Origin of the sequence: Neisseria animalis, assembly GCF_900636515.1 — a bacterium.
In the GTDB taxonomy this organism is placed as follows: domain Bacteria; phylum Pseudomonadota; class Gammaproteobacteria; order Burkholderiales; family Neisseriaceae; genus Neisseria; species Neisseria animalis.
On sequence record NZ_LR134287.1, the window covers coordinates 2,051,204 to 2,069,362 of the forward strand.

Here is an 18,159-nt window from a genome sequence, read left to right on the forward strand (position 1 = left end):
CCGAAACACGGGGCGTACAATAACCGGCTTTGCCACCACGCTGTGCCGTCATGGAAACTGCTTTTTTGCTCGCCGGAAAAATCGCCGAATTAACTTTGATTGTGTTGATGGGTTTTACGCTGGTCAAACTCAAACTGCTGAAGTCGGAGCAAAGCTATCCGCTGTCGGTGATTGCGCTGTACCTCATCAGCCCGTCGGTGATGCTTCATGCGTTCCAAACGGATTATTCGCCTGAAATTGCAGACGGCCTTTGGCTGTCGCTGAAGCTGGCGGTATTGTTCCATATCGTGCTGATACTGCTCGGCAGGCTGCTGAAAGCGTTGTTCCGTTTGGACGCTTTGGAACAGGCGGCGATGGTCTATACCAATTCGGGCAATCTGATTATTCCGCTGGTCGCCGCGATTTTCGGGCCGAAGATGGTTATCTACACCAGCGGTTTTATTATTGTTCAGATGTTTTTGTTTTGGACGCACCTGCGTATCCTGCTGTGCGGCAGCGGCAAACTTTCGTGGAAAACCGTGCTGACCAATATCAATATCCTCGCCATGCTTGCAGGTGCCGCCATGTTTGTCCTGCATATCAAACTGCCGGCCGCCATAGACGGCGCGTTGGCAACGGTGGGCAGCATGATCGGGCCGGTTGCCATGCTGGTTGCCGGCATGCTGATTGCCTCGCTGCCGCTGAAATCCATCGCGCTATCGGGACGCATTTACCTGATTGCGCTGCTGCGGCTGGCGGTTATTCCGCTCCTGCTGCTGTTGCTGCTGAAAGCCGGCGGTTTTGCAGACGGCAGCGAACTACATTCCACCGTTGTCCTCATCAGTTTCCTTGCCGCCATCAGCCCTGCCGCCGCCACGGTGACGCAAATGGCGTTGGTGTACGGGCAGAATGCAGACAAAGCCAGTGCGATTTACGGCGTAACCACCCTGCTTTGCGTCATCACCATGCCGCTGATGATTGCGCTGTACCAATGGATTATGTAACGCACGCAGCCCGTCTCCGTACCATACCGCACAAAGCGGTATCTTTGCAGCCTTCCGTCTTCATGCCGTCAAAAGGCCGTCTGCAAAACAACATCTTGCTGTTTTGCAGACGGCCTTTCGCAGTCGGGCAAAGAATAAAACCGGCAAACGGCAGCAACGCCGTACCGTTTTTATTCTAAGCGGTTCTATCCTGCACCATGCGTTCGGATTATGCGCCGAATACTTTAAAACGCTCTTCCAGCGGTGCAAACTCTTTTTCTCCGGCCGGAGCGGCAATACCGCCGATTACCATTTGCGCGCGCAGTTTCCAGCTTGCCGGCAGACCGTATTCCTGAGCAATCGCAGCGTCCGGCAGCGGGTTGTAGTGTTGCAGGTTCGCGCCGACACCGGCAGCCGCCAAAGTCGTCCACACGGCGTATTGGGTCATTGCATTGGCATGATCCGCCCAAACAGGGAAGTTTTCGGCATAAGAAGGGAACTGTTCCTGCAAGCCTTTTACAACATCTTGGTCTTCAAAAAACAAAACCGTTGCGGCAGCGGCTTTGAACATCGCCAATTTTTGGGCAGTCGGCTCGAATTTGTCGGCAGACACAATGGCGCGCAGAGCTTCTTCTACAAAACCCCATACTTTCTCATGCTCGGCACCAAACAGGGCAACCACGCGGGTAGATTGGGAATTGAACGAAGACGGCGTGTGCAGTACGGCGTGTTCGATGATTTTGTTGATTTCCTCGTTGGAAACCGGCAGTTCTTTGTTTAAAGCGTAAATGCTGCGGCGGATTTCGGCAGCCTGCTGTACATCTTGGTAAGCCATGATTTTTCCTTTTCTGTTAACGGACTTGCTGAATACAGTCAGCCAGTTTACTGTTTATTGAATTTATTGTCCAACGCCCACGCGCCTGCGCCGGCGGCGGCAATATACAAGAAAATAAAGCTGAACAGCGCGGCAGCTTCACCGCCGTTCATAAACGGTACCAACGGCGTGGTGGCTGCATGGCCGATAAAATAAGCTGCCGCCATCTGGCCGGACAAAATAAAGGCAACCGGGCGGGTAAACAGCCCCAACAGCAGCAGCAAACCGCCGAAGACTTCCAAAATACCGGCAACGCCGTACATCGAAGCCAGTTGCAGACCGTCGAACATTTCCACATAAGGAATGCCGAACAGCTTTGCCGTACCGTGCTGGACAAACATATAGGCAGCGGCAACCCGCAATACCGACAACAAGACAGGTTGGAATTTGTTTAAAAAGTTCATGAGTGAATCTGATTTATGAATTCGGGAATGTGTGCAGTATAGATAGTTTCCATCAGTTAATATATACTGTTTTTATTGATACAACTTTTCCTGACAGGAAATCATGGATACCCTCTTCAGCCTGAAAGTCTTCCGCCAAGTGGTGCAAAACGGCAGTTTTACCCGCGCTGCCGAACAGTTGGGCATTTCCACCGCTATGGCAAGCAAGCACGTCAGCCATTTGGAAAATTCCATTCAGGCCAAACTGCTGCACCGCAACAGCCGCAACCTGCACCTGACCGAAGCAGGCGAAGAATATTACCGCCAATGCAGCTACGCGCTCGACACGCTTGATACCGCCGCACAAGTGGCCGCCGGCGGCACCGACATACCGCAGGGAACTTTGCGCGTTACCATGCCTTTATGGTTTGCCAACAGCCTGCTCAGCCGCTGGCTGGTCGAATACCGCCGCCGTTATCCCGAAGTGACCCTCGATTTGGTACTCGACAACCGCCACATCGATTTGATTGCCGAAGGTTTCGACCTTGCCTTGCGCGTTGCCCGCACTCCCTCGCCGTCGCTGATTATCAAGCCTCTGGCGAAAATCGAATTTGTCTTGGTCGCCTCGCCCGACTATCTTGCCGAGTACGGCACGCCTGCCACACCCGAAGAAGTCATGAACCATCAGGCCGTATTGCCCACCTACACCGATATGCGCCATTTGAATGCCGTCTGCAAATCCAGCGGCGAAACCACCGTTATCGACCTGCAGCCCGTTATGCAGACCGACAATACTTTAATGATACGTTCGCTGGTCAAAGCGGGCGGCGGTATCGGCTGCCAGCCGGTGTGGGCGGTACAGAAAGATTTGGAAGAAGGCAGTCTGGTACGCCTTCTGCCCGACTACACCATGATGTGCGAGCAGCTCAACGCCGCCTATATCGACCGCACTTTCCTCAGCGCGAAAGTCCGCAGTTTCATTGATTTTCTCAACGAAAAAATCAGCCAAAGCCACTTGTAGCCGACAGAATACCCAAGCGCGTACAAAGGCCGTCTGCAAAAAGGCCAAACGGCACAAACGCTTGCGGGAAAACCTCTATTGCCTTATCATTCATATATATATTTCAAATAGATAACGATACAATCATGAAAAAAATCCTCGTTACCGGCGGCGCCGGTTTTATCGGTTCGGCAGTTGTCCGCCACATCATCAACGATACGCAAGACAGCGTGGTCAATGTTGACAAGCTGACTTACGCCGGTAATTTGGAAAGCCTGAACAGTGTTTCAGGCAATCCCCGTTATGCTTTCGAGCAAGTGGATATTTGCGACCGCGCAGAGCTTGACCGCGTATTTGCACAACACCAGCCCGATTTGGTGATGCACTTGGCAGCGGAAAGCCATGTCGATCGCTCCATCGACGGTCCTGCGGCGTTTATCGAAACCAACATCGTCGGCACTTACACGCTCTTGGAAGCCGCGCGCGCCTATTGGCAATCCATGCCGTCTGCAAAACAGGCCGCCTTCCGTTTCCACCATATTTCCACCGATGAAGTGTACGGTGATTTGCACGGCACCGACGATTTGTTTACCGAAACCACGCCCTACGCGCCGTCCAGCCCCTACTCCGCCTCCAAAGCGGGCAGCGACCATTTGGTGCGCGCATGGCTGCGTACTTTCAGCCTGCCGACGATTGTCACCAACTGCTCCAACAACTACGGCCCTTACCACTTCCCCGAAAAACTGATTCCGCTGATGATTCTGAACGCACTCGACGGCAAACCGCTGCCCGTTTACGGCGACGGCATGCAGATTCGCGACTGGCTGTTTGTCGAAGACCATGCGCGCGCGCTTTATCAAGTCGTTACCGAAGGCAAGATCGGCGAAACCTACAATATCGGCGGACACAATGAAAAAGCCAATATCGAAGTGGTAAAAACCATTTGCGCGCTGCTGGAAGAGCTGCGCCCCGAAAAACCGGCCGGCGTAGCGAAATACGAAGACTTGATTACCTTTGTCAAAGACCGTCCGGGGCACGACGTGCGTTACGCCATCGATGCAGCGAAAATCGGCCGCGAGTTGGGCTGGAAGCCGCAGGAAACCTTTGAAAGCGGCATCCGCAAAACCGTGCAATGGTATTTGGACAACACCGAATGGTGGCAGCACGTACTCGACGGCTCCTACAACCGCGAGCGTTTAGGCGCGTAAACATTCCAACCGTTTTGCAGACGGCATCACCGCTCATCAGGCCGTCTGCAAAACCGATACCGCAGCCAAAACAACAAGCGGCACAAGGCGGATTTCAAACGGCATACCGCCCTGCCAAGGCCGTCTGCAAATCAAACCGTGAGAAATATATAATCGGATAACACAAAATATAGTCGAATAAAATAAGAATGAGACAAGGCAGCGAAGCCGCAGACAGTACACATAGTACGGCAAGGCAAAGCAACGCTGTATCATTCTTATTTTAAATGACTATAAAACCATGCCGCAAAGCCGCAGGCAGTACGAATCGGCAAACTTACGTTCAACAGTTTAATCAAGCCCTCTCTTTAAGTAAGGCAAAGCAGCACGGTATCATTTTGTGTTCCACCACGATAAAAATAAAGGAAGAAACATGAAAGGCATCATACTCGCCGGCGGCAGCGGCACGCGCCTCTACCCGATTACCCGAGGCGTATCCAAACAGCTCCTGCCCGTTTACAACAAACCGATGATTTATTACCCCCTGTCGGTACTCATGCTGGCGGGTATCCGTGACGTTTTGGTCATCACCACCCCCGAAGACAACGAAAGTTTCAAACGGCTGCTCGGCGACGGTTCAGACTTCGGCATCAACCTTTCCTACGCCGTCCAGCCCAGCCCCGACGGTTTGGCGCAGGCATTCTTAATCGGCGAAGAATTTATCGGCAACGATTCGGTTTGTCTGGTATTGGGCGATAATATTTTCTACGGCCAACACTTCTCCCAATCGCTGAAAGCAGCGGCAGAGTTTGTGGAAAACGGCGGCGCCACCGTATTCGGCTATCAGGTGAAAGGCCCCGAGCGTTTCGGCGTGGTGGAATTTGACGAACACTTCAAAGCACTTTCCATCGAAGAAAAACCCAAAGTGCCGAAATCCGATTGGGCGGTCACCGGCCTGTATTTCTACGACAAACGCGTGGTGGAATTTGCCAAACAAGTCAAGCCCTCCGAACGCGGCGAGCTGGAAATCACCAGCATCAACCAAATGTATCTCGAAGACGGCAGCCTGAACGTGCAGCTTTTGGGGCACGGTTTCGCTTGGCTGGATACCGGTACGCACGACAGCCTGCACGAAGCGGCCTCTTTTGTGAAAACCATCGAACACGTCCAAAACCTGCAAGTGGCGTGTCTCGAAGAAATCGCTTGGCGGCAGGGCTGGCTGAGTTCCGAACAAGTTGCAGCCTTGGCAAAACCCATGTGCAAAAACGAATACGGCCGATATCTGCTGAAACTCGTTGAAAAACACAATATGCCGTCTGCAAACCGCGCATAAAGTGTCCGATACACACCCTGTCCGACACCAAAATCCGCAACCCGACACCATTTACCCCGCAGGCCGTCTGCAAAAACAAGGAACACCATGAACATCATCGACACCCGAATCCCCGAAGTCAAACTGCTCGAACCCAAAGTATTCGGCGACGAGCGCGGCTTTTTTATGGAAACCTTCCGCGATGAATGGTTTAAAACCCATGTTGCCGAGCGTACTTTTGTGCAGGAAAACCATTCCAAATCCACCAAAGGCGTATTGCGCGGCCTGCACTATCAAACGGAAAACACCCAAGGCAAACTGGTGCGCGTGGTGTCTGGCGCAGTATTCGATGTTGCCGTCGATATGCGTAAAGACTCGCCCACTTTCGGGCAATGGGCAGGCGAAATCCTCTCGGCCGAAAACAAACGCCAACTGTGGGTACCTGAAGGTTTTGCCCACGGATTCTATGTCTTGAGCGATGAAGCGGAGTTTGTCTACAAATGCACCGATTATTACAATCCGCAAGCCGAGCATTCGCTGATTTGGAACGATGAAACCGTCGGTATCGAATGGCCGCTGGAAGGCGAACCTTCCTTGTCCGCCAAAGATTCAGCAGGCAAAATCCTTGCCGAAGCCGCCGTGTTTTAATCCTTAACCTTTCCCCAAAGCCGTCTGCAAAATGCGACAATGCCGTATTTGCAGACGGCTTTCAGCATATTATCCATGACACATTCTTCCTTCCATTCCCTGATTATCGGAGCGGGCGCGGCCGGCATGATGGCGGCAGCGCGTATCGGACAGCGCGGCTTTTCCGTTGCCCTGATAGACCATGCAAGCAAAATCGGAGAAAAAATCCGCATCTCCGGCGGCGGGCGCTGCAACTTTACCAATCTCAACCTCAACGGCAACGACGGTTCCTCATATTACGTTTCGCAGCAGCCGCGCTTCGTCCGCCATGCCCTGTCGCGGTTTTGCGCCCACGATTTCGTCCGCATGGTCGAAGCACACGGCATCGCCTATCATGAAAAACACAAAGGACAACTGTTCTGCAACGGCAGCGCTCAGGAAATCATCTCCATGCTGCAACGCGAATGCGACCAAGGCAGCGTTTCTTGGCATACCGGCTGCACCGTCCAAGCCGTAACCGCCCTTTGCACACCGCCGGAACACAACGCCGAGCGCTTTGAAATCCGCACCACACAAGGCACATTCCGCTGCCGTCATTTAATCGTTGCCACCGGCGGGCTTGCTGTTCCCGCCATCGGCGCCACCGCGTTCGGCTATGAAACCGCCAAGCAGTTCGGGCACAGCATTGTGCCGCCGGAAGCCGCCCTCGTTCCCCTGCGTTTCGCACATTGGGCAGACAACGGTTTCGACGCGCTCTCCGGTATCGCCTTGCCCGTCCGCATCAGTACCGGCACAGGCAGGCAGTGCGTGTCGTTTGATGAAGACTTGCTGTTCCGCCATAAAGGTTTGAGCGGCCCTGCGGTATTGCAGATTTCCAGCTACTGGCAGCCGGGCAACAGCCTGACCGTCAACCTCGTTCCCGATACCGATTTGTCGGCAGCATTGTGCAGCGGCAAATCCGGTCAGAAAATCCAACTCAATACCGCTCTGAAACAGCTCTGCCCCGCCCTGCCCGACCGCCTGCTGGATTTCTGGCTGGCACAGCCCGAATTTTCCGCCCACGCTGCACAAAAATGGGCAGATGTTCCAAACGCTTTGCTGCATCAACTGGGCAACAGCCTGAACGCTTGGACGCTGCTGCCCAGCGGTTCGGACGGCCACAAAAAAGCCGAAGCCACGCGCGGCGGTGTCAATGTTAAAGAAATCAACCCGAAAACCATGGAAAGCCGTCTGCAAAACGGGCTGTACTTCATCGGCGAAGTCATGGACATTACCGGCTGGCTCGGCGGCTATAATTTCCAATGGGCATGGGCTTCGGCGGTCTGCGCGGCAGAAGCGGTTGCATCAGACGGCGCGGCATAACCAAACAAGCCGAGACCTTTGCCAAAACAGGAAACGAAGCAAAACTGATGGCAGGGACGGGTTTACGCCTGCCCGAAAATCGAATAAATATAGTCATTTAAAATAAGAATGATACAGCGTTGCTTTGCCTTGCCGTACTATGTGTACTGTCTGCGGCTTCGCTGCCTTGTCTCATTCTTATTTTATTCGACTATACCTTGAAAAGTTACCACGTCAAAAAGCCCAAGTGGTCGGGGGCAAAACCCGCCCTGCAAGCCCTTGTCATGATTTTTGCACAGCTCTCAAGCTGCCGTTTTTTCAAAATTTTTTGGCAATTTTGCTGCTTTTCTCCGCATTTTCCATAAATATCCCGATTTTAACGCCAAACACCAAAGCAAAAGCCGTCTGCAAAACGATGTTTCAGACGGCTGTTTTTTCTTGAACATTTTATTCCAAAAAGATAATCCGAACGCCGTTTTATTGCGCCTGAAAGTATCGTTCCGCTGCCCGATTGCCCATATTCTCTTTGCACAAACGTCTCAACTTCTGTAAAAATAAGCCCTGTTTCCATTAAAAAAAGAAAAGGATAATTCATTATGTCGTTTCTCGCTTCACTCAGCGCGCAGTTGACCCGTTTTACCGCTGCTGTAATTATCCTTGCCGCCGTGGTCGCCATGATTGAGCCGGCCTCTTTCGCTTGGGTAAAAGGCGATACGCAGATTATCGTACTGGGGATTATCATGCTCGGCATGGGCATGACTCTGGGTAAGGAAGACTATCTGATTTTGGCACAACGCCCGCTGGATATTTTCATCGGCGCGGCGGCGCAATACACCATTATGCCGCTGGTAGCGATTGCGATTGCCAAGGTCTTCAACCTTTCTCCCGGGCTGACTTTGGGCTTGGTTCTGGTCGGCACCTGCCCCGGCGGTGTCTCCTCCAACATCATGAGTTTTCTGGCAAAAGGCGATGTGGCATACTCGGTAGGCATGACCACTGTTTCCACCCTACTCGCGCCGGTAATGACTCCGCTGTGGTTGATGTATCTGGTCGGCGAAACAGTAGATATGGACGGCTGGGCGATGTTCAAATTCATGCTGCTGGTTACGCTGCTGCCTGTTGTCATCGGTTCGGCCGCCAATATGTTGTGGCACAACAAACACTGGTTTGCCGAAGTACGCGCCACCATGCCGGGCGTAGCGGTGTTGGCGTTTGCCTGCATCGTCGGCGGCGTAGCGGCGGTACACGGACACCGCTTCATGGAATCCGCGCTGGTGATGGTGTTGGCGATTGCGGCACACAATATCTGCGGTTATGTATTGGGCTTTTATTCGGGCGCATTATTCGGTATGTCCACCGCCAAAAAACGGACTTTATCGATTGAAGTGGGCGTACAAAATGCAGGTTTGGCCACCGGATTAAGCGCAAAATTCTTCCCTGCCAACGCCGAATCCGCCGTAGCCACCGCCGTTGCCTGCGTCTGGCATTCGGTATCGGGTACGGTTCTCGGCAACCTGTTTGCTTGGTGGGACAAACGCAAAGCCGGTTAAAACTGCCTGTTTCTGAAACGTACAAGCCGTCTGCAAAACAGCCGAATCGCCATCATGCTGTTTTACAGACGGCTTTTTCAGGCTACGGGCGAATCTGACTGTGCCGCCGCCGTACAAACCGCAACTGCTGCGGCATTTTCCTGCCGCCATCACAACCCGGCACGGCACGATGGCGCACGGCAGTATCGGATTTGCAAACAGCAGACGGCCAAACCATCGAAACCGCAAAGCTGCCGCTCTGCACAGCCTGCCCTCTTGGCGGGTTCTGTATCATCTGCTTATGTTTAGCGCACCCAAATCGGGTTGCTCATTTATAGTTATTTAAAATAAGAATGATACAGCGTTGCTTTGCCTTGCCGTACTATGTGTACTGTCTGCGGCTTCGCTGCCTTGTCTCATTCTTATTTTATTCGACTATATTTTCCCCGATACGGCAAACACTTGCGCGCCATTTCTTGCGCCAATTCCCGCCATACTGACGACCAGTCGTCAAACGTCTGCTTGCGGAACAATCTTGCGGCGCTGTACCACGGACTGTCGTGCCGATCGAGCAACCAACGGAAATCAGCATGATAACCGAGCAAAATCCATGTTTCCTTACCCATACCCGCCGCCAAATGCGCGACGCTGGTATCGACGCTGATTACCCAATCCATCTGCGCCGTCAAACCGGCGGTTTCGGCAAACGAGTGCAGCGGATAGTGGTGCAGATTGGCCACCGCAGCAGCGGCAGACTGTTCCTCAGTCGGGATGACCTGCTGCAAACAGAAAAAATCGGCAGGATAGTCAAACAAAAAAGCAATGTCCGACAACGCCACATTCCGCTGATGCTCGATATTGGCACGGGCGGAAGTCCAAACCAAACCGATTTTGGGGCGGCTGCCGAAGCCGTCTGCCGATAATTTGTGCTGCCAAGCTGTCCGAATATCGGGCGGTGCGTGCAAATAGCCTTGCGGATACGGAATATCGTTGAGTGTCGGCGTAAACACCTGCGGCAAATCCATAACGGAAATCTGCGCTTCGACACCCGCAGGCGGCAGGCCGTCTGTAAAAATATGCACACCCGGATAGCTGGCACGAAACAAGTCTTCCAAGCAGGCATCGCACTTGAAAACCACATCAAATCCGTATGCCTGCAATAGCGGGATATAACGCGAAAAATGCAGCGTATCGCCCCAACCTTGTTCTTCATACACCATCAGACGGCAAGGGCGGCGCACATCACGATTCCACAGCGGTACGGCGGCATCTTGATAACGCTCCAACTCGGGCATGGCCGCGGCGCGGTGTGCATAATACTGCCAGCCCTGCCGGTAATCGCCCTCGCGCAACAGCAAAATGCCTTTGGAAGCCAATGCGCCGGACAAATCCGGTTCGATAGATAAGGCGGTTTCGACATCGGCACGCGCTTCAGCGTACCGTTTCAACACCTGATAAATCATGGCACGGTTTTGATAAGCGCGCGCCTTGCTTTGGTCTTGCGCCAAATAGCGGTCGTACCATGCCAGCGAGCGCAAGAAGTCCTGCAGACTGCCACTCTGCTTCGCCATTTGAAAAGAAGCGATACAGAGTTTTTCCAGCATGGCCAAATGCGTGGGCGCAAAACGGCAGCCCGTTTCATAACTGACAACCGCTTCTTCCAAGCGCGCCAGCTCTTCCAAAATCACACCTTGTACATAATACGACTGCCCGTAGCTGCCGTCCTGCGCCAGCGACCGTTTTACCAGTATCAACGCCGATTCCGGCCGGACAAACGCGCAGGCCAACGCCATCATGGTCAGCAATTCCGCGTCATTGGGATTTTCAGGCAAAGCCGCCTCCAGCAGCATCAATGCCTGTTCATACTGCTGATTATTGATGAGACTGCTGCTCTGTTGCCATAATTCGTCGTGCATGGTGTGCTTTCTCTTTATAGTCGAATAAAATAAGAATGAGACAAGGCAGCGAAGCCGCAGACAGTACACATAGTACGGCAAGGCAAAGCAACGCTGTATCATTCTTATTTTAAATGACTATACCAACTGCCGTAAGGAAGAGGATATGCCGTCTGCTTTTCGGACATACGGACACCCAAAAGCCGCCTGAAACCTGATTTCAGACGGCTTTTCAAGATTCCGTGATTATTGCAAACGCTGCGCTTCCTGACGAACGGCATTGACGACATCTGCACCGAACAATGCGTTGACATCGGTTTCATCGAAAACGTATTTCTCATGGCAGAAATCGCAATCGACGGCCACGCTGCCCTGCTCGGCCACCACGCTGCCTACCTCTTGCCCGCCCAACATCAGCAGCATATCGCTCACTTTGCCGCGCGAGCAGGTACAGGCAAATTCAATGGTTTCCGGCTCGAATACGCGCGGCGGCGTTTCATGGAACAAGCGGTAAAGCAGATGTTGGGCGTCCAAACCGGTCAGCTCTTCGGCAGTAACCGTCTGCGCCAGCGTGCTGACGTGTTCCCATGCTTCCTCACCCAGCTCTTCTTCCGGCAGACGCTGTACCAGCAATCCGCCGCAAGCCTCATCAGAAGCCGCCAATACAATATGCGTATCCAACTGTTCGGAGCGTTTCATATAGTTCACCAGCATTTGTGCGATGCTGTCTCCCTCCAGCGGCACAACACCCTGCCACGGCTCGGCATCTTTCGGCTGCAACGTTAACACAAACACGCTGTTTTCTCCCAACAGCTCCGCAAGACTCTCGTTGTCACCGATTTCGGCAGTTTCGTCCCAACGGGCAGTGGCTCGGACGGTTTGTTCGGACGTGGCTTCGACAACCAGCATTTTCAGACGGCCTTGCCCCTGAACCTGAACAATCAATGTTCCGTCGATTTTCAAATTGCTCGACAACAGCGCACCTGCTGCCAGCAATTCGCCCAATGCACGGCGAATCGCGGCAGGATAGTGCTTCTGCCGTACAATGTGCTGCCATACGTTTTCCAAACGGACGTGCAGGCCGCGTACCGGCATATCGTCAAAAATAAAACGGGTACGGCAGTCGGCGCGGTTGACGGCTGCCGGAGTATGTTGTGTCATGTTATTCCCAATCAAATCAATAACGGTTTTCACGCTAATATGGTTGCTTAGGCAAATAAATCAAGACTACAGACGGCATTGCCGCACCATGCCTTGCCCGCTGCCGCCATCGGCTATACAATTCCATCATCTTACCGACGGATAATCCCATGAAAGCTATGATTTTGGCCGCCGGGCGCGGCGAACGGATGCGCCCGCTTACGGACACCTGCCCCAAACCGCTGCTGCGTGTCGGCAGCGAACCGCTTATCGGTTGGCATTTGCGCCGCCTGAAAAATGCAGGCATTACCGAAATCGTCATCAACCATGCTTGGCTGGGCGGGCAGATTGAAGCAGAGCTGGGCAACGGCGCTCGTTACGGCGTTCACATTGCTTACTCTCCCGAACGCTCCGGCGGTTTGGAAACTGCGGGCGGTATTGCCACCGCCCTGCCGCTGTTGGGCGAACAGCCGTTTTTGGTGATCAACGGCGATGTTCTGACCGATATTGATTTTCAGACGGCCTTTACCGCGGCAGACGGCTTATCCGAACAAGGTCTGCTGGCTCATCTTTGGCTGGTGGACAATCCTCCGCATCACCCCGAGGGCGATTTCGGTCTGCTGCCCGACGGTCTGGCTGCTGCCGACAACAAACAGGGAGAGGCGCTGACCTTCAGCGGTATGGGCGTGTACCATCCGTCGCTGCTCAAGCACACGCCTGCACATCAAGCCGCCAAACTCGCGCCGCTGCTGCGCGCAGCCATGGACAACCGCCAAGTCCGTGCGGAAAAACACCACGGTTTGTGGCTGGACGTAGGTACGGTCGAGCGGCTGGAAGAAGCCAACCGTCTTGCTGCCTCTTGGTAATCGATCCGACAGCCATTATCTGCACATCATTCCAATGGCGGCACATCGAAAGCTGCACACGCCGTGTATTTCAGATAAAACGCTCTTATTCTCTTCACTCAGCCTTATTCTTTTGAAGATACACCGTTTTTGCGGCTGATGTCCAAAACCGCCATTCCGACCAAACGGCAGAAGCCGATACTGCTGCCGCCTGCTCAGTCAGTATATGTTCAAACAATCTGCCAAACCGTGATGAAAACTGAATTACCGTCGCCGGCACCTGCCATGTTGTCGGCGGTTTCGCGGATTTATTCCACTTTTCCACATGCAAAAACACCTATGCCGTCTGCAAAATACGGCATTGACTGTAATCGGGTCAAACACCGCATTTTGCAGACGGCATAAATATAGTCGAATAAAATAAGAATGAGACAAGGCAGCGAAGCCGCAGACAGTAGACATAGTACGGCAAGGCAAAGCAACGCTGTATCATTCTTATTTTAAATGACTATATCATCGGCATCACGCAAAATAAAACAAAGCAGCAAAACCGCAGACAGTACAACAGCGGATTGGCTGCTTTGGCAGCTTAAATATAGTCGAATAAAATAAGAATGAGACAAGGCAGCGAAGCCGCAGACAGTACACATAGTACGGCAAGGCAAAGCAACGCTGTATCATTCTTATTTTAAATGACTATAGCCCTTTTCTTTGAGCAAGGACGCATCATTCCGTATGGAACAGCCATAACAAAAAAGCCTGCATACGCAGGCTTTTTTCAAATTACTGTTCGGTATTTTGATGGCGGCGCAAAATAGCGGGCACTTCAAAATCGTCCAAAACAGCTTGGTTGCCGAAGTCGGCAGCGGTCAGGTTCATACCGCGCGTACCGCGACCTGAACGTACCAGACCTTCAATATTGCCCTGTTGCTGGATTTGCTCCGGCACGGTTTTTACCGCATTGGAAACCACCGCCGCAGGACTGCCGCTTTCTTTCAAACCGGTAGCGATGATGGTAACGCGAATAGCATCTTCGCTCATGTTTTCATCTTCCGCCGTACCGACTTTGCATTCCGCATCAGGATGGGCATTGGAGTTGACCGCTTTCATGATTTCGCGGTATTCGGACATTTTCAGACAGCCCGGTGCAGTAGTGATGTTCACCAAAATGCCGCGTGCGCCGTCTAAGGTTACATCATCCAAGAACGGGCTGGAAATCGCTTGTTCGGTTGCCAGACGCGCACGATCGATACCTTGTGCGAAACCCGAACCCATCATGGCCATGCCTTTGATACCCATCACATTTTTTACATCGGCAAAGTCCAAGTTCATAAAGCCCGGACGGGTAACGACTTCCGAAATACCGGCCACGGCATCGCGCAATACGGTATCTGCCAAACGGAACACTTCGCGCATATTGGCATCTTCGCCCAATACGTCGAACAATTTGTCATTCGGGATAACAATCAGCGAGTCAACATTGGCTTTCAACTGCTCCAAGCCTGCTGCGGCAACATTGACACGTTTGTTACCTTCCAAACCGAACGGACGGCTCACGACTGCTACGGTCAGGATACCCATTTCTTTGGCAATTTCAGCCACTACCGGAGCAGAACCGGTACCGGTACCGCCACCCATGCCGGTGGTAATGAACAGCAGGTTTGCGCCGCGGATGGCATCTTCAATCACTTCGCGCTCTTCTTGCGCTGCCGCACGGCCGATTTCGGGATTTGCGCCCGCACCCAAACCTTTGGTCAGGTTTGTACCCAACTGGATACGCTTGGCGGCTTTGTTTTGACCCAAAGACTGCGCATCGGTATTGGCACTGATTAAATCTACGCCTTGAATAGTGTTTTCCACCATATTGTTGATGGCATTACAGCCACCGCCGCCCAAACCGATTACTTTAATTACCACTGGGCCGGTAACTGACTCGGCTACATCGTAAACAAAATCCATTCGTATGCTCCTCCGCGCTCTGTTTTGAGGACGGTTTATTCATTCAACAATCTTTTACATTATATAAGAAGTATCTGCACGCTGGCAAAATACTTCTTATTATCAGGCCGTCATGACTTTTACAGACGGCCTGTTTTGGTAAAAATCAGACAGTTTCCGGTTTTACGCTTAGAAAGTATCGCTCAACCATTTTTTGATTCTTGCCCATACGCCCATCTGGTCGCCATGATCGCCGACCACTACCGCGCCGCTTACCGGACTGCCGTCTTCTTCGCCGCGCGCGGCTTCCAACAAGCCGATGGCCGTGGCGTAACGGGGATTGCGGACACGCTCGGAAACTCCGCCGATTTCATGAGGAATACCGATACGCGCCGGCAGGTTGAAAATTTCTTCTGCCAATTCGACAATACCGTTGAGCATGGACGCTCCGCCGGTCAGCACGATGCCCGAAGTCAGCACTTCTTCCGGGAAACCTGCACGGCGCAGTTCGTTCAGCGTCAGTTCCAAAATTTCTTCCACGCGCGGCCCGATGACGCTGGCCAACACGCGGCGCGAGATTTGGCGCGGATTCCGATCGCCCACGCTCGGCACTTCTACCATTTCATCTAAATCTTCCATGGTCGGAATGGCCGCGCCATAGTGGATTTTGATGTATTCGGCGGCATTTTGCGGGGTACGCAGTGCTTGAGCCAAATCTTTGGTAATCAAATCGCCGGCCACGGGAATGACGGCAGTATGGCGGATAGCGCCGTTGGTGTAAACGGCGATGTCGGTTGTTCCGCCGCCGATGTCGATAACGCACACGCCCAAATCTTTTTCATCTTCGGTCAGCACCGCTTGGCTGCTTGCCAGCGGCTGAAGCATAATCTGCTCCATTTGCAAGCCGCAGCGGTGGATACATTTTTGGATATTCTGTAAGGCGGTATTCGCGCCGGTAATGATGTGCACGCGGGTTTCCAAACGCACGCCGCTCATGCCGATAGGCTCTTTAACGCCCGGCTGGTTATCGATGATGTATTCCTGAACCACAGTATGCAGGATATTGTGCTCGGAAGGAATTTTAACGGCTTTGGCGCTTTCGATGGTGCGGTCGATGTCTGCTTGCGACACTTCGCCGTTGGTGATTTTTACCACGCCTTCGGAATTAATGCTGCGAATATGGTTGCCGGCAATACCGGTGGTAACATGGGTAATTTTGGTATCGGCCATCAACTCGGCTTCGTGCACCGCCTGCTGAATTGCCTGTGCGGTAGCGTCGATATTGGTAACCATACCGGCTTTCAGGCCGCGCGACGGTGCCTGACCCAAACCGACGATATGGATTTCATTATCTTCCTGCACTTCGCCGATAAGCGCGATAACTTTGGACGTACCGATATCTAACGCGCTGATGTATTTGTTTTGCTGTTCCATAAATTCCCATTCATTTCGCTAAATGTTATCTGTTTTGTTCTGTCAGGCCGTCTGCAAATTATTCGGACGGCCTGTCTGAGGTAGGTTTGTGACGCACGGAAAATCCGTCTTTATAACGCATATCTACATAAAGCAGGCTGTCGCGCTGTTTTTCCAGCAAGGCAGGCCATGCTTCGGCAAAATGCCGGAGGCGTTGTGTCTCGTTTTCCCTGCCCAGCCGCACGGTAATGCCGTTGTCCAGCACAACCTGCCATGCCGAGCGGGGCGTATAAATCAGTTTGTTGATGGTCAGACCTAGGGAATCCAAAATATCGGCAAACTCCCGATAATGTCTGACCATGTCTTTGCCGGTATTCGGCTCGCCTGAAAACAGTGGCAAATTTTCTTCAACTTCGGCTTGGAAAACATTGCCTTTGGTGTCCAGCAAACCGCCGCTCTGCCATCGGGCAAGCGGGATACGTTCTTCCAAGATAATCTCTACCGTATCCGGCAGACGGCGGCGCACCAAAACGGAATCCGTCCATGCCAGCTTTTGAAAAGCCTCGCCCGCACCATGTACGTCGGCACGGAAAATGTTGCCACGCATATATTGTTGGGCAATATTTTGCAGCTCTTTGCCGTCTGAATATTTCAGCTTACCTTGAATGGCTACCTGTTTCACCGGAAAGTGGTCGGAATTGTATACCCATGCCACGCCCGTACCGATCAGCAGCAACACCATCAGCACCATCAGCCAGCGGGTCAGCCGCCCCATTGCAGTTGCATCATCCCACATGAGCAGTTTTCAAAATTTCAATACATAAATCGGCGAAATCCATGCCTACCTGTGCTGCGGACTTCGGTACCAAACTGTGATCGGTCATACCCGGCAGGGTGTTGATTTCCAACAAATATAATTTGCCGTCTGTATCTTTCAGAAAATCCACACGCGAGCAGCCTTGTGCGCCGACTGCCTGCGCGCCGCGCACAGCCAATTCGCGCATGAGCTGCTCGTCTGCTTCGCTCAAATCGGACGGACATTGGTAAACGGTATCGTTGCGGTTGTATTTGGCTTCGTAATCGTAAAATTCAGTAGCCGGAATGATGCGGATACTCGGCAAAGCGTGGCCGCACAATACCGGACAGGAATACTCTCCGCCACCGACAAAGCGTTCGGCGATGATTTCGCCCTGCAGGTGTTTCAATTCCTGATATACCGTTTGCAGACGGCCTGCTTCTTTGACTTTGACCACCCCTACGCTGCTGCCTTCCGCTGCGGGCTTCACAAACATCGGCAAACCCAGCTTGCGCTCAATTTCGGCAAAATCGCTGTCATCGTGCAAGACGGCAAATTCCGGCACGGGCAGACCCAAAGCCTGCCAAATCAGCTTGCTGCGGTATTTGTCCATACCGATGGCAGAGGCAGTCACACCACTGCCGGTGTAGGGAATACCCAGCAGCTCCAATGCGCCCTGCACGGCGCCGTCTTCGCCGTAAGTGCCATGCAGGATATTGAATGCCGTCTGAAAGCCCTGTGCTTTCAGCTCGCCCAGCGGCGTTTCTTTAGGATCGAACGTGTGCGCGTCTATACCCTTGCTCCGCAAGGCTGCCACAATCGCTGCGCCGCTTGCCAGCGACACTTCACGCTCACTGGAGAAGCCGCCTGCCAATACGGCAACTTTACCAAAATTTTGCATATTGTCTTTCTGTATT

17 protein-coding genes are annotated in these 18,159 nt (G+C 52.8%); 8 read left to right on the forward strand and 9 right to left on the reverse strand.

Annotated features, from left to right (window positions below):
* Positions 1-50 precede the first annotated feature (50 nt).
* The gene (locus EL111_RS09530; RefSeq protein ID WP_123795062.1) at positions 51-983 is read left to right on the forward strand and encodes an AEC family transporter; all 933 of its coding nucleotides are present in this window, start codon (positions 51-53) and stop codon (positions 981-983) included.
* Positions 984-1,191: 208 nt separating this feature from the next.
* On the opposite strand, the gene EL111_RS09535 is transcribed toward EL111_RS09530, so the two are convergent.
* Together EL111_RS09535 and EL111_RS09540 are read right to left on the reverse strand one after the other, a co-directional pair.
* On the reverse strand, positions 1,192-1,797 hold the full coding sequence (locus tag EL111_RS09535) for a nitroreductase family protein (protein WP_123795063.1): 606 nt from the start codon (positions 1,795-1,797) through the stop codon (positions 1,192-1,194).
* 47 nt (positions 1,798-1,844) lie between these two features.
* Positions 1,845-2,240, reverse strand: coding sequence for a DoxX family protein (locus tag EL111_RS09540; protein ID WP_123795064.1), 396 nt, complete (start codon positions 2,238-2,240; stop codon positions 1,845-1,847).
* 103 nt (positions 2,241-2,343) lie between these two features.
* Here EL111_RS09540 and EL111_RS09545 point away from each other — a divergent pair, with 103 nt between their 5' ends.
* From EL111_RS09545 to EL111_RS09565, 5 genes are all read left to right on the forward strand, one after another.
* A complete protein-coding gene (locus tag EL111_RS09545; protein WP_123795065.1) occupies positions 2,344-3,240 on the forward strand; it encodes a LysR family transcriptional regulator in 897 nt (298 codons plus the stop codon).
* A 125-nt stretch (positions 3,241-3,365) separates the two neighbouring features.
* Positions 3,366-4,427, forward strand: coding sequence for a dTDP-glucose 4,6-dehydratase (gene rffG, locus EL111_RS09550; protein ID WP_123795066.1), 1,062 nt, complete (start codon positions 3,366-3,368; stop codon positions 4,425-4,427).
* Between the two features lie 412 nt (positions 4,428-4,839).
* A complete protein-coding gene (gene rfbA, locus EL111_RS09555; RefSeq protein ID WP_123795067.1) occupies positions 4,840-5,739 on the forward strand; it encodes a glucose-1-phosphate thymidylyltransferase RfbA in 900 nt (299 codons plus the stop codon).
* An 87-nt stretch (positions 5,740-5,826) separates the two neighbouring features.
* Entirely contained in the window at positions 5,827-6,366 is a 540-nt protein-coding gene (gene rfbC, locus EL111_RS09560) for a dTDP-4-dehydrorhamnose 3,5-epimerase (RefSeq protein ID WP_123795068.1), read from the forward strand.
* 75 nt (positions 6,367-6,441) lie between these two features.
* On the forward strand, positions 6,442-7,707 hold the full coding sequence (locus EL111_RS09565) for a BaiN/RdsA family NAD(P)/FAD-dependent oxidoreductase (RefSeq protein ID WP_123795069.1): 1,266 nt from the start codon (positions 6,442-6,444) through the stop codon (positions 7,705-7,707).
* A 355-nt stretch (positions 7,708-8,062) separates the two neighbouring features.
* On the opposite strand, the gene EL111_RS09570 is transcribed toward EL111_RS09565, so the two are convergent.
* On the reverse strand, positions 8,063-8,281 hold the full coding sequence (locus tag EL111_RS09570; protein ID WP_123795070.1) for a hypothetical protein: 219 nt from the start codon (positions 8,279-8,281) through the stop codon (positions 8,063-8,065).
* Between the two features lies 1 nt (position 8,282).
* Between EL111_RS09570 and EL111_RS09575 the strand changes: the two genes are divergently transcribed.
* Entirely contained in the window at positions 8,283-9,236 is a 954-nt protein-coding gene (locus EL111_RS09575; protein WP_123795071.1) for a bile acid:sodium symporter family protein, read from the forward strand.
* A 401-nt stretch (positions 9,237-9,637) separates the two neighbouring features.
* On the opposite strand, the gene EL111_RS09580 is transcribed toward EL111_RS09575, so the two are convergent.
* Entirely contained in the window at positions 9,638-11,131 is a 1,494-nt protein-coding gene (locus EL111_RS09580) for a tetratricopeptide repeat protein (protein ID WP_123795072.1), read from the reverse strand.
* 225 nt (positions 11,132-11,356) lie between these two features.
* Positions 11,357-12,271, reverse strand: a complete 915-nt coding sequence (hslO, locus tag EL111_RS09585; protein ID WP_123795073.1) for an Hsp33 family molecular chaperone HslO — start codon at positions 12,269-12,271, stop codon at positions 11,357-11,359.
* 149 nt (positions 12,272-12,420) lie between these two features.
* Here hslO and murU point away from each other — a divergent pair, with 149 nt between their 5' ends.
* Complete coding sequence (murU, locus tag EL111_RS09590; protein ID WP_123795074.1) at positions 12,421-13,116, forward strand: N-acetylmuramate alpha-1-phosphate uridylyltransferase MurU; 696 nt, start codon at positions 12,421-12,423, stop codon at positions 13,114-13,116.
* A 762-nt stretch (positions 13,117-13,878) separates the two neighbouring features.
* Here the strand turns inward: murU and ftsZ are convergent.
* From ftsZ to EL111_RS09610, 4 genes are all read right to left on the reverse strand, one after another.
* The gene (ftsZ, locus tag EL111_RS09595) at positions 13,879-15,054 is read right to left on the reverse strand and encodes a cell division protein FtsZ (protein ID WP_123795075.1); all 1,176 of its coding nucleotides are present in this window, start codon (positions 15,052-15,054) and stop codon (positions 13,879-13,881) included.
* A gap of 168 nt (positions 15,055-15,222) precedes the next feature.
* Entirely contained in the window at positions 15,223-16,467 is a 1,245-nt protein-coding gene (gene ftsA / locus EL111_RS09600; RefSeq protein WP_123795076.1) for a cell division protein FtsA, read from the reverse strand.
* 58 nt (positions 16,468-16,525) lie between these two features.
* Positions 16,526-17,242, reverse strand: a complete 717-nt coding sequence (locus EL111_RS09605; RefSeq protein WP_123795077.1) for a cell division protein FtsQ/DivIB — start codon at positions 17,240-17,242, stop codon at positions 16,526-16,528.
* Complete coding sequence (locus EL111_RS09610; RefSeq protein WP_123795078.1) at positions 17,232-18,143, reverse strand: D-alanine--D-alanine ligase; 912 nt, start codon at positions 18,141-18,143, stop codon at positions 17,232-17,234. The genes EL111_RS09605 and EL111_RS09610 overlap by 11 nt, the downstream gene beginning before the upstream one ends.
* Between the last annotated feature and the right edge of the window lie 16 nt (positions 18,144-18,159).

Coding starts and splice junctions, on each gene's coding strand:
- ftsA (WP_123795076.1), bottom strand. CDS start 16,467: ATGGAACAGCAAAACAAATACATCAGCGCGTTAGATATCGGTACGTCC.
- hslO (WP_123795073.1), bottom strand. CDS start 12,271: ATGACACAACATACTCCGGCAGCCGTCAACCGCGCCGACTGCCGTACC.
- EL111_RS09565 (WP_123795069.1), top strand. CDS start 6,442: ATGACACATTCTTCCTTCCATTCCCTGATTATCGGAGCGGGCGCGGCC.
- EL111_RS09545 (WP_123795065.1), top strand. CDS start 2,344: ATGGATACCCTCTTCAGCCTGAAAGTCTTCCGCCAAGTGGTGCAAAAC.
- EL111_RS09540 (WP_123795064.1), bottom strand. CDS start 2,240: ATGAACTTTTTAAACAAATTCCAACCTGTCTTGTTGTCGGTATTGCGG.
- EL111_RS09570 (WP_123795070.1), bottom strand. CDS start 8,281: ATGAATTATCCTTTTCTTTTTTTAATGGAAACAGGGCTTATTTTTACA.
- EL111_RS09610 (WP_123795078.1), bottom strand. CDS start 18,143: ATGCAAAATTTTGGTAAAGTTGCCGTATTGGCAGGCGGCTTCTCCAGT.
- EL111_RS09580 (WP_123795072.1), bottom strand. CDS start 11,131: ATGCACGACGAATTATGGCAACAGAGCAGCAGTCTCATCAATAATCAG.
- rfbC (WP_123795068.1), top strand. CDS start 5,827: ATGAACATCATCGACACCCGAATCCCCGAAGTCAAACTGCTCGAACCC.
- EL111_RS09535 (WP_123795063.1), bottom strand. CDS start 1,797: ATGGCTTACCAAGATGTACAGCAGGCTGCCGAAATCCGCCGCAGCATT.
- ftsZ (WP_123795075.1), bottom strand. CDS start 15,054: ATGGATTTTGTTTACGATGTAGCCGAGTCAGTTACCGGCCCAGTGGTA.
- EL111_RS09530 (WP_123795062.1), top strand. CDS start 51: ATGGAAACTGCTTTTTTGCTCGCCGGAAAAATCGCCGAATTAACTTTG.
- rffG (WP_123795066.1), top strand. CDS start 3,366: ATGAAAAAAATCCTCGTTACCGGCGGCGCCGGTTTTATCGGTTCGGCA.
- EL111_RS09605 (WP_123795077.1), bottom strand. CDS start 17,242: ATGTGGGATGATGCAACTGCAATGGGGCGGCTGACCCGCTGGCTGATG.
- EL111_RS09575 (WP_123795071.1), top strand. CDS start 8,283: ATGTCGTTTCTCGCTTCACTCAGCGCGCAGTTGACCCGTTTTACCGCT.
- murU (WP_123795074.1), top strand. CDS start 12,421: ATGAAAGCTATGATTTTGGCCGCCGGGCGCGGCGAACGGATGCGCCCG.
- rfbA (WP_123795067.1), top strand. CDS start 4,840: ATGAAAGGCATCATACTCGCCGGCGGCAGCGGCACGCGCCTCTACCCG.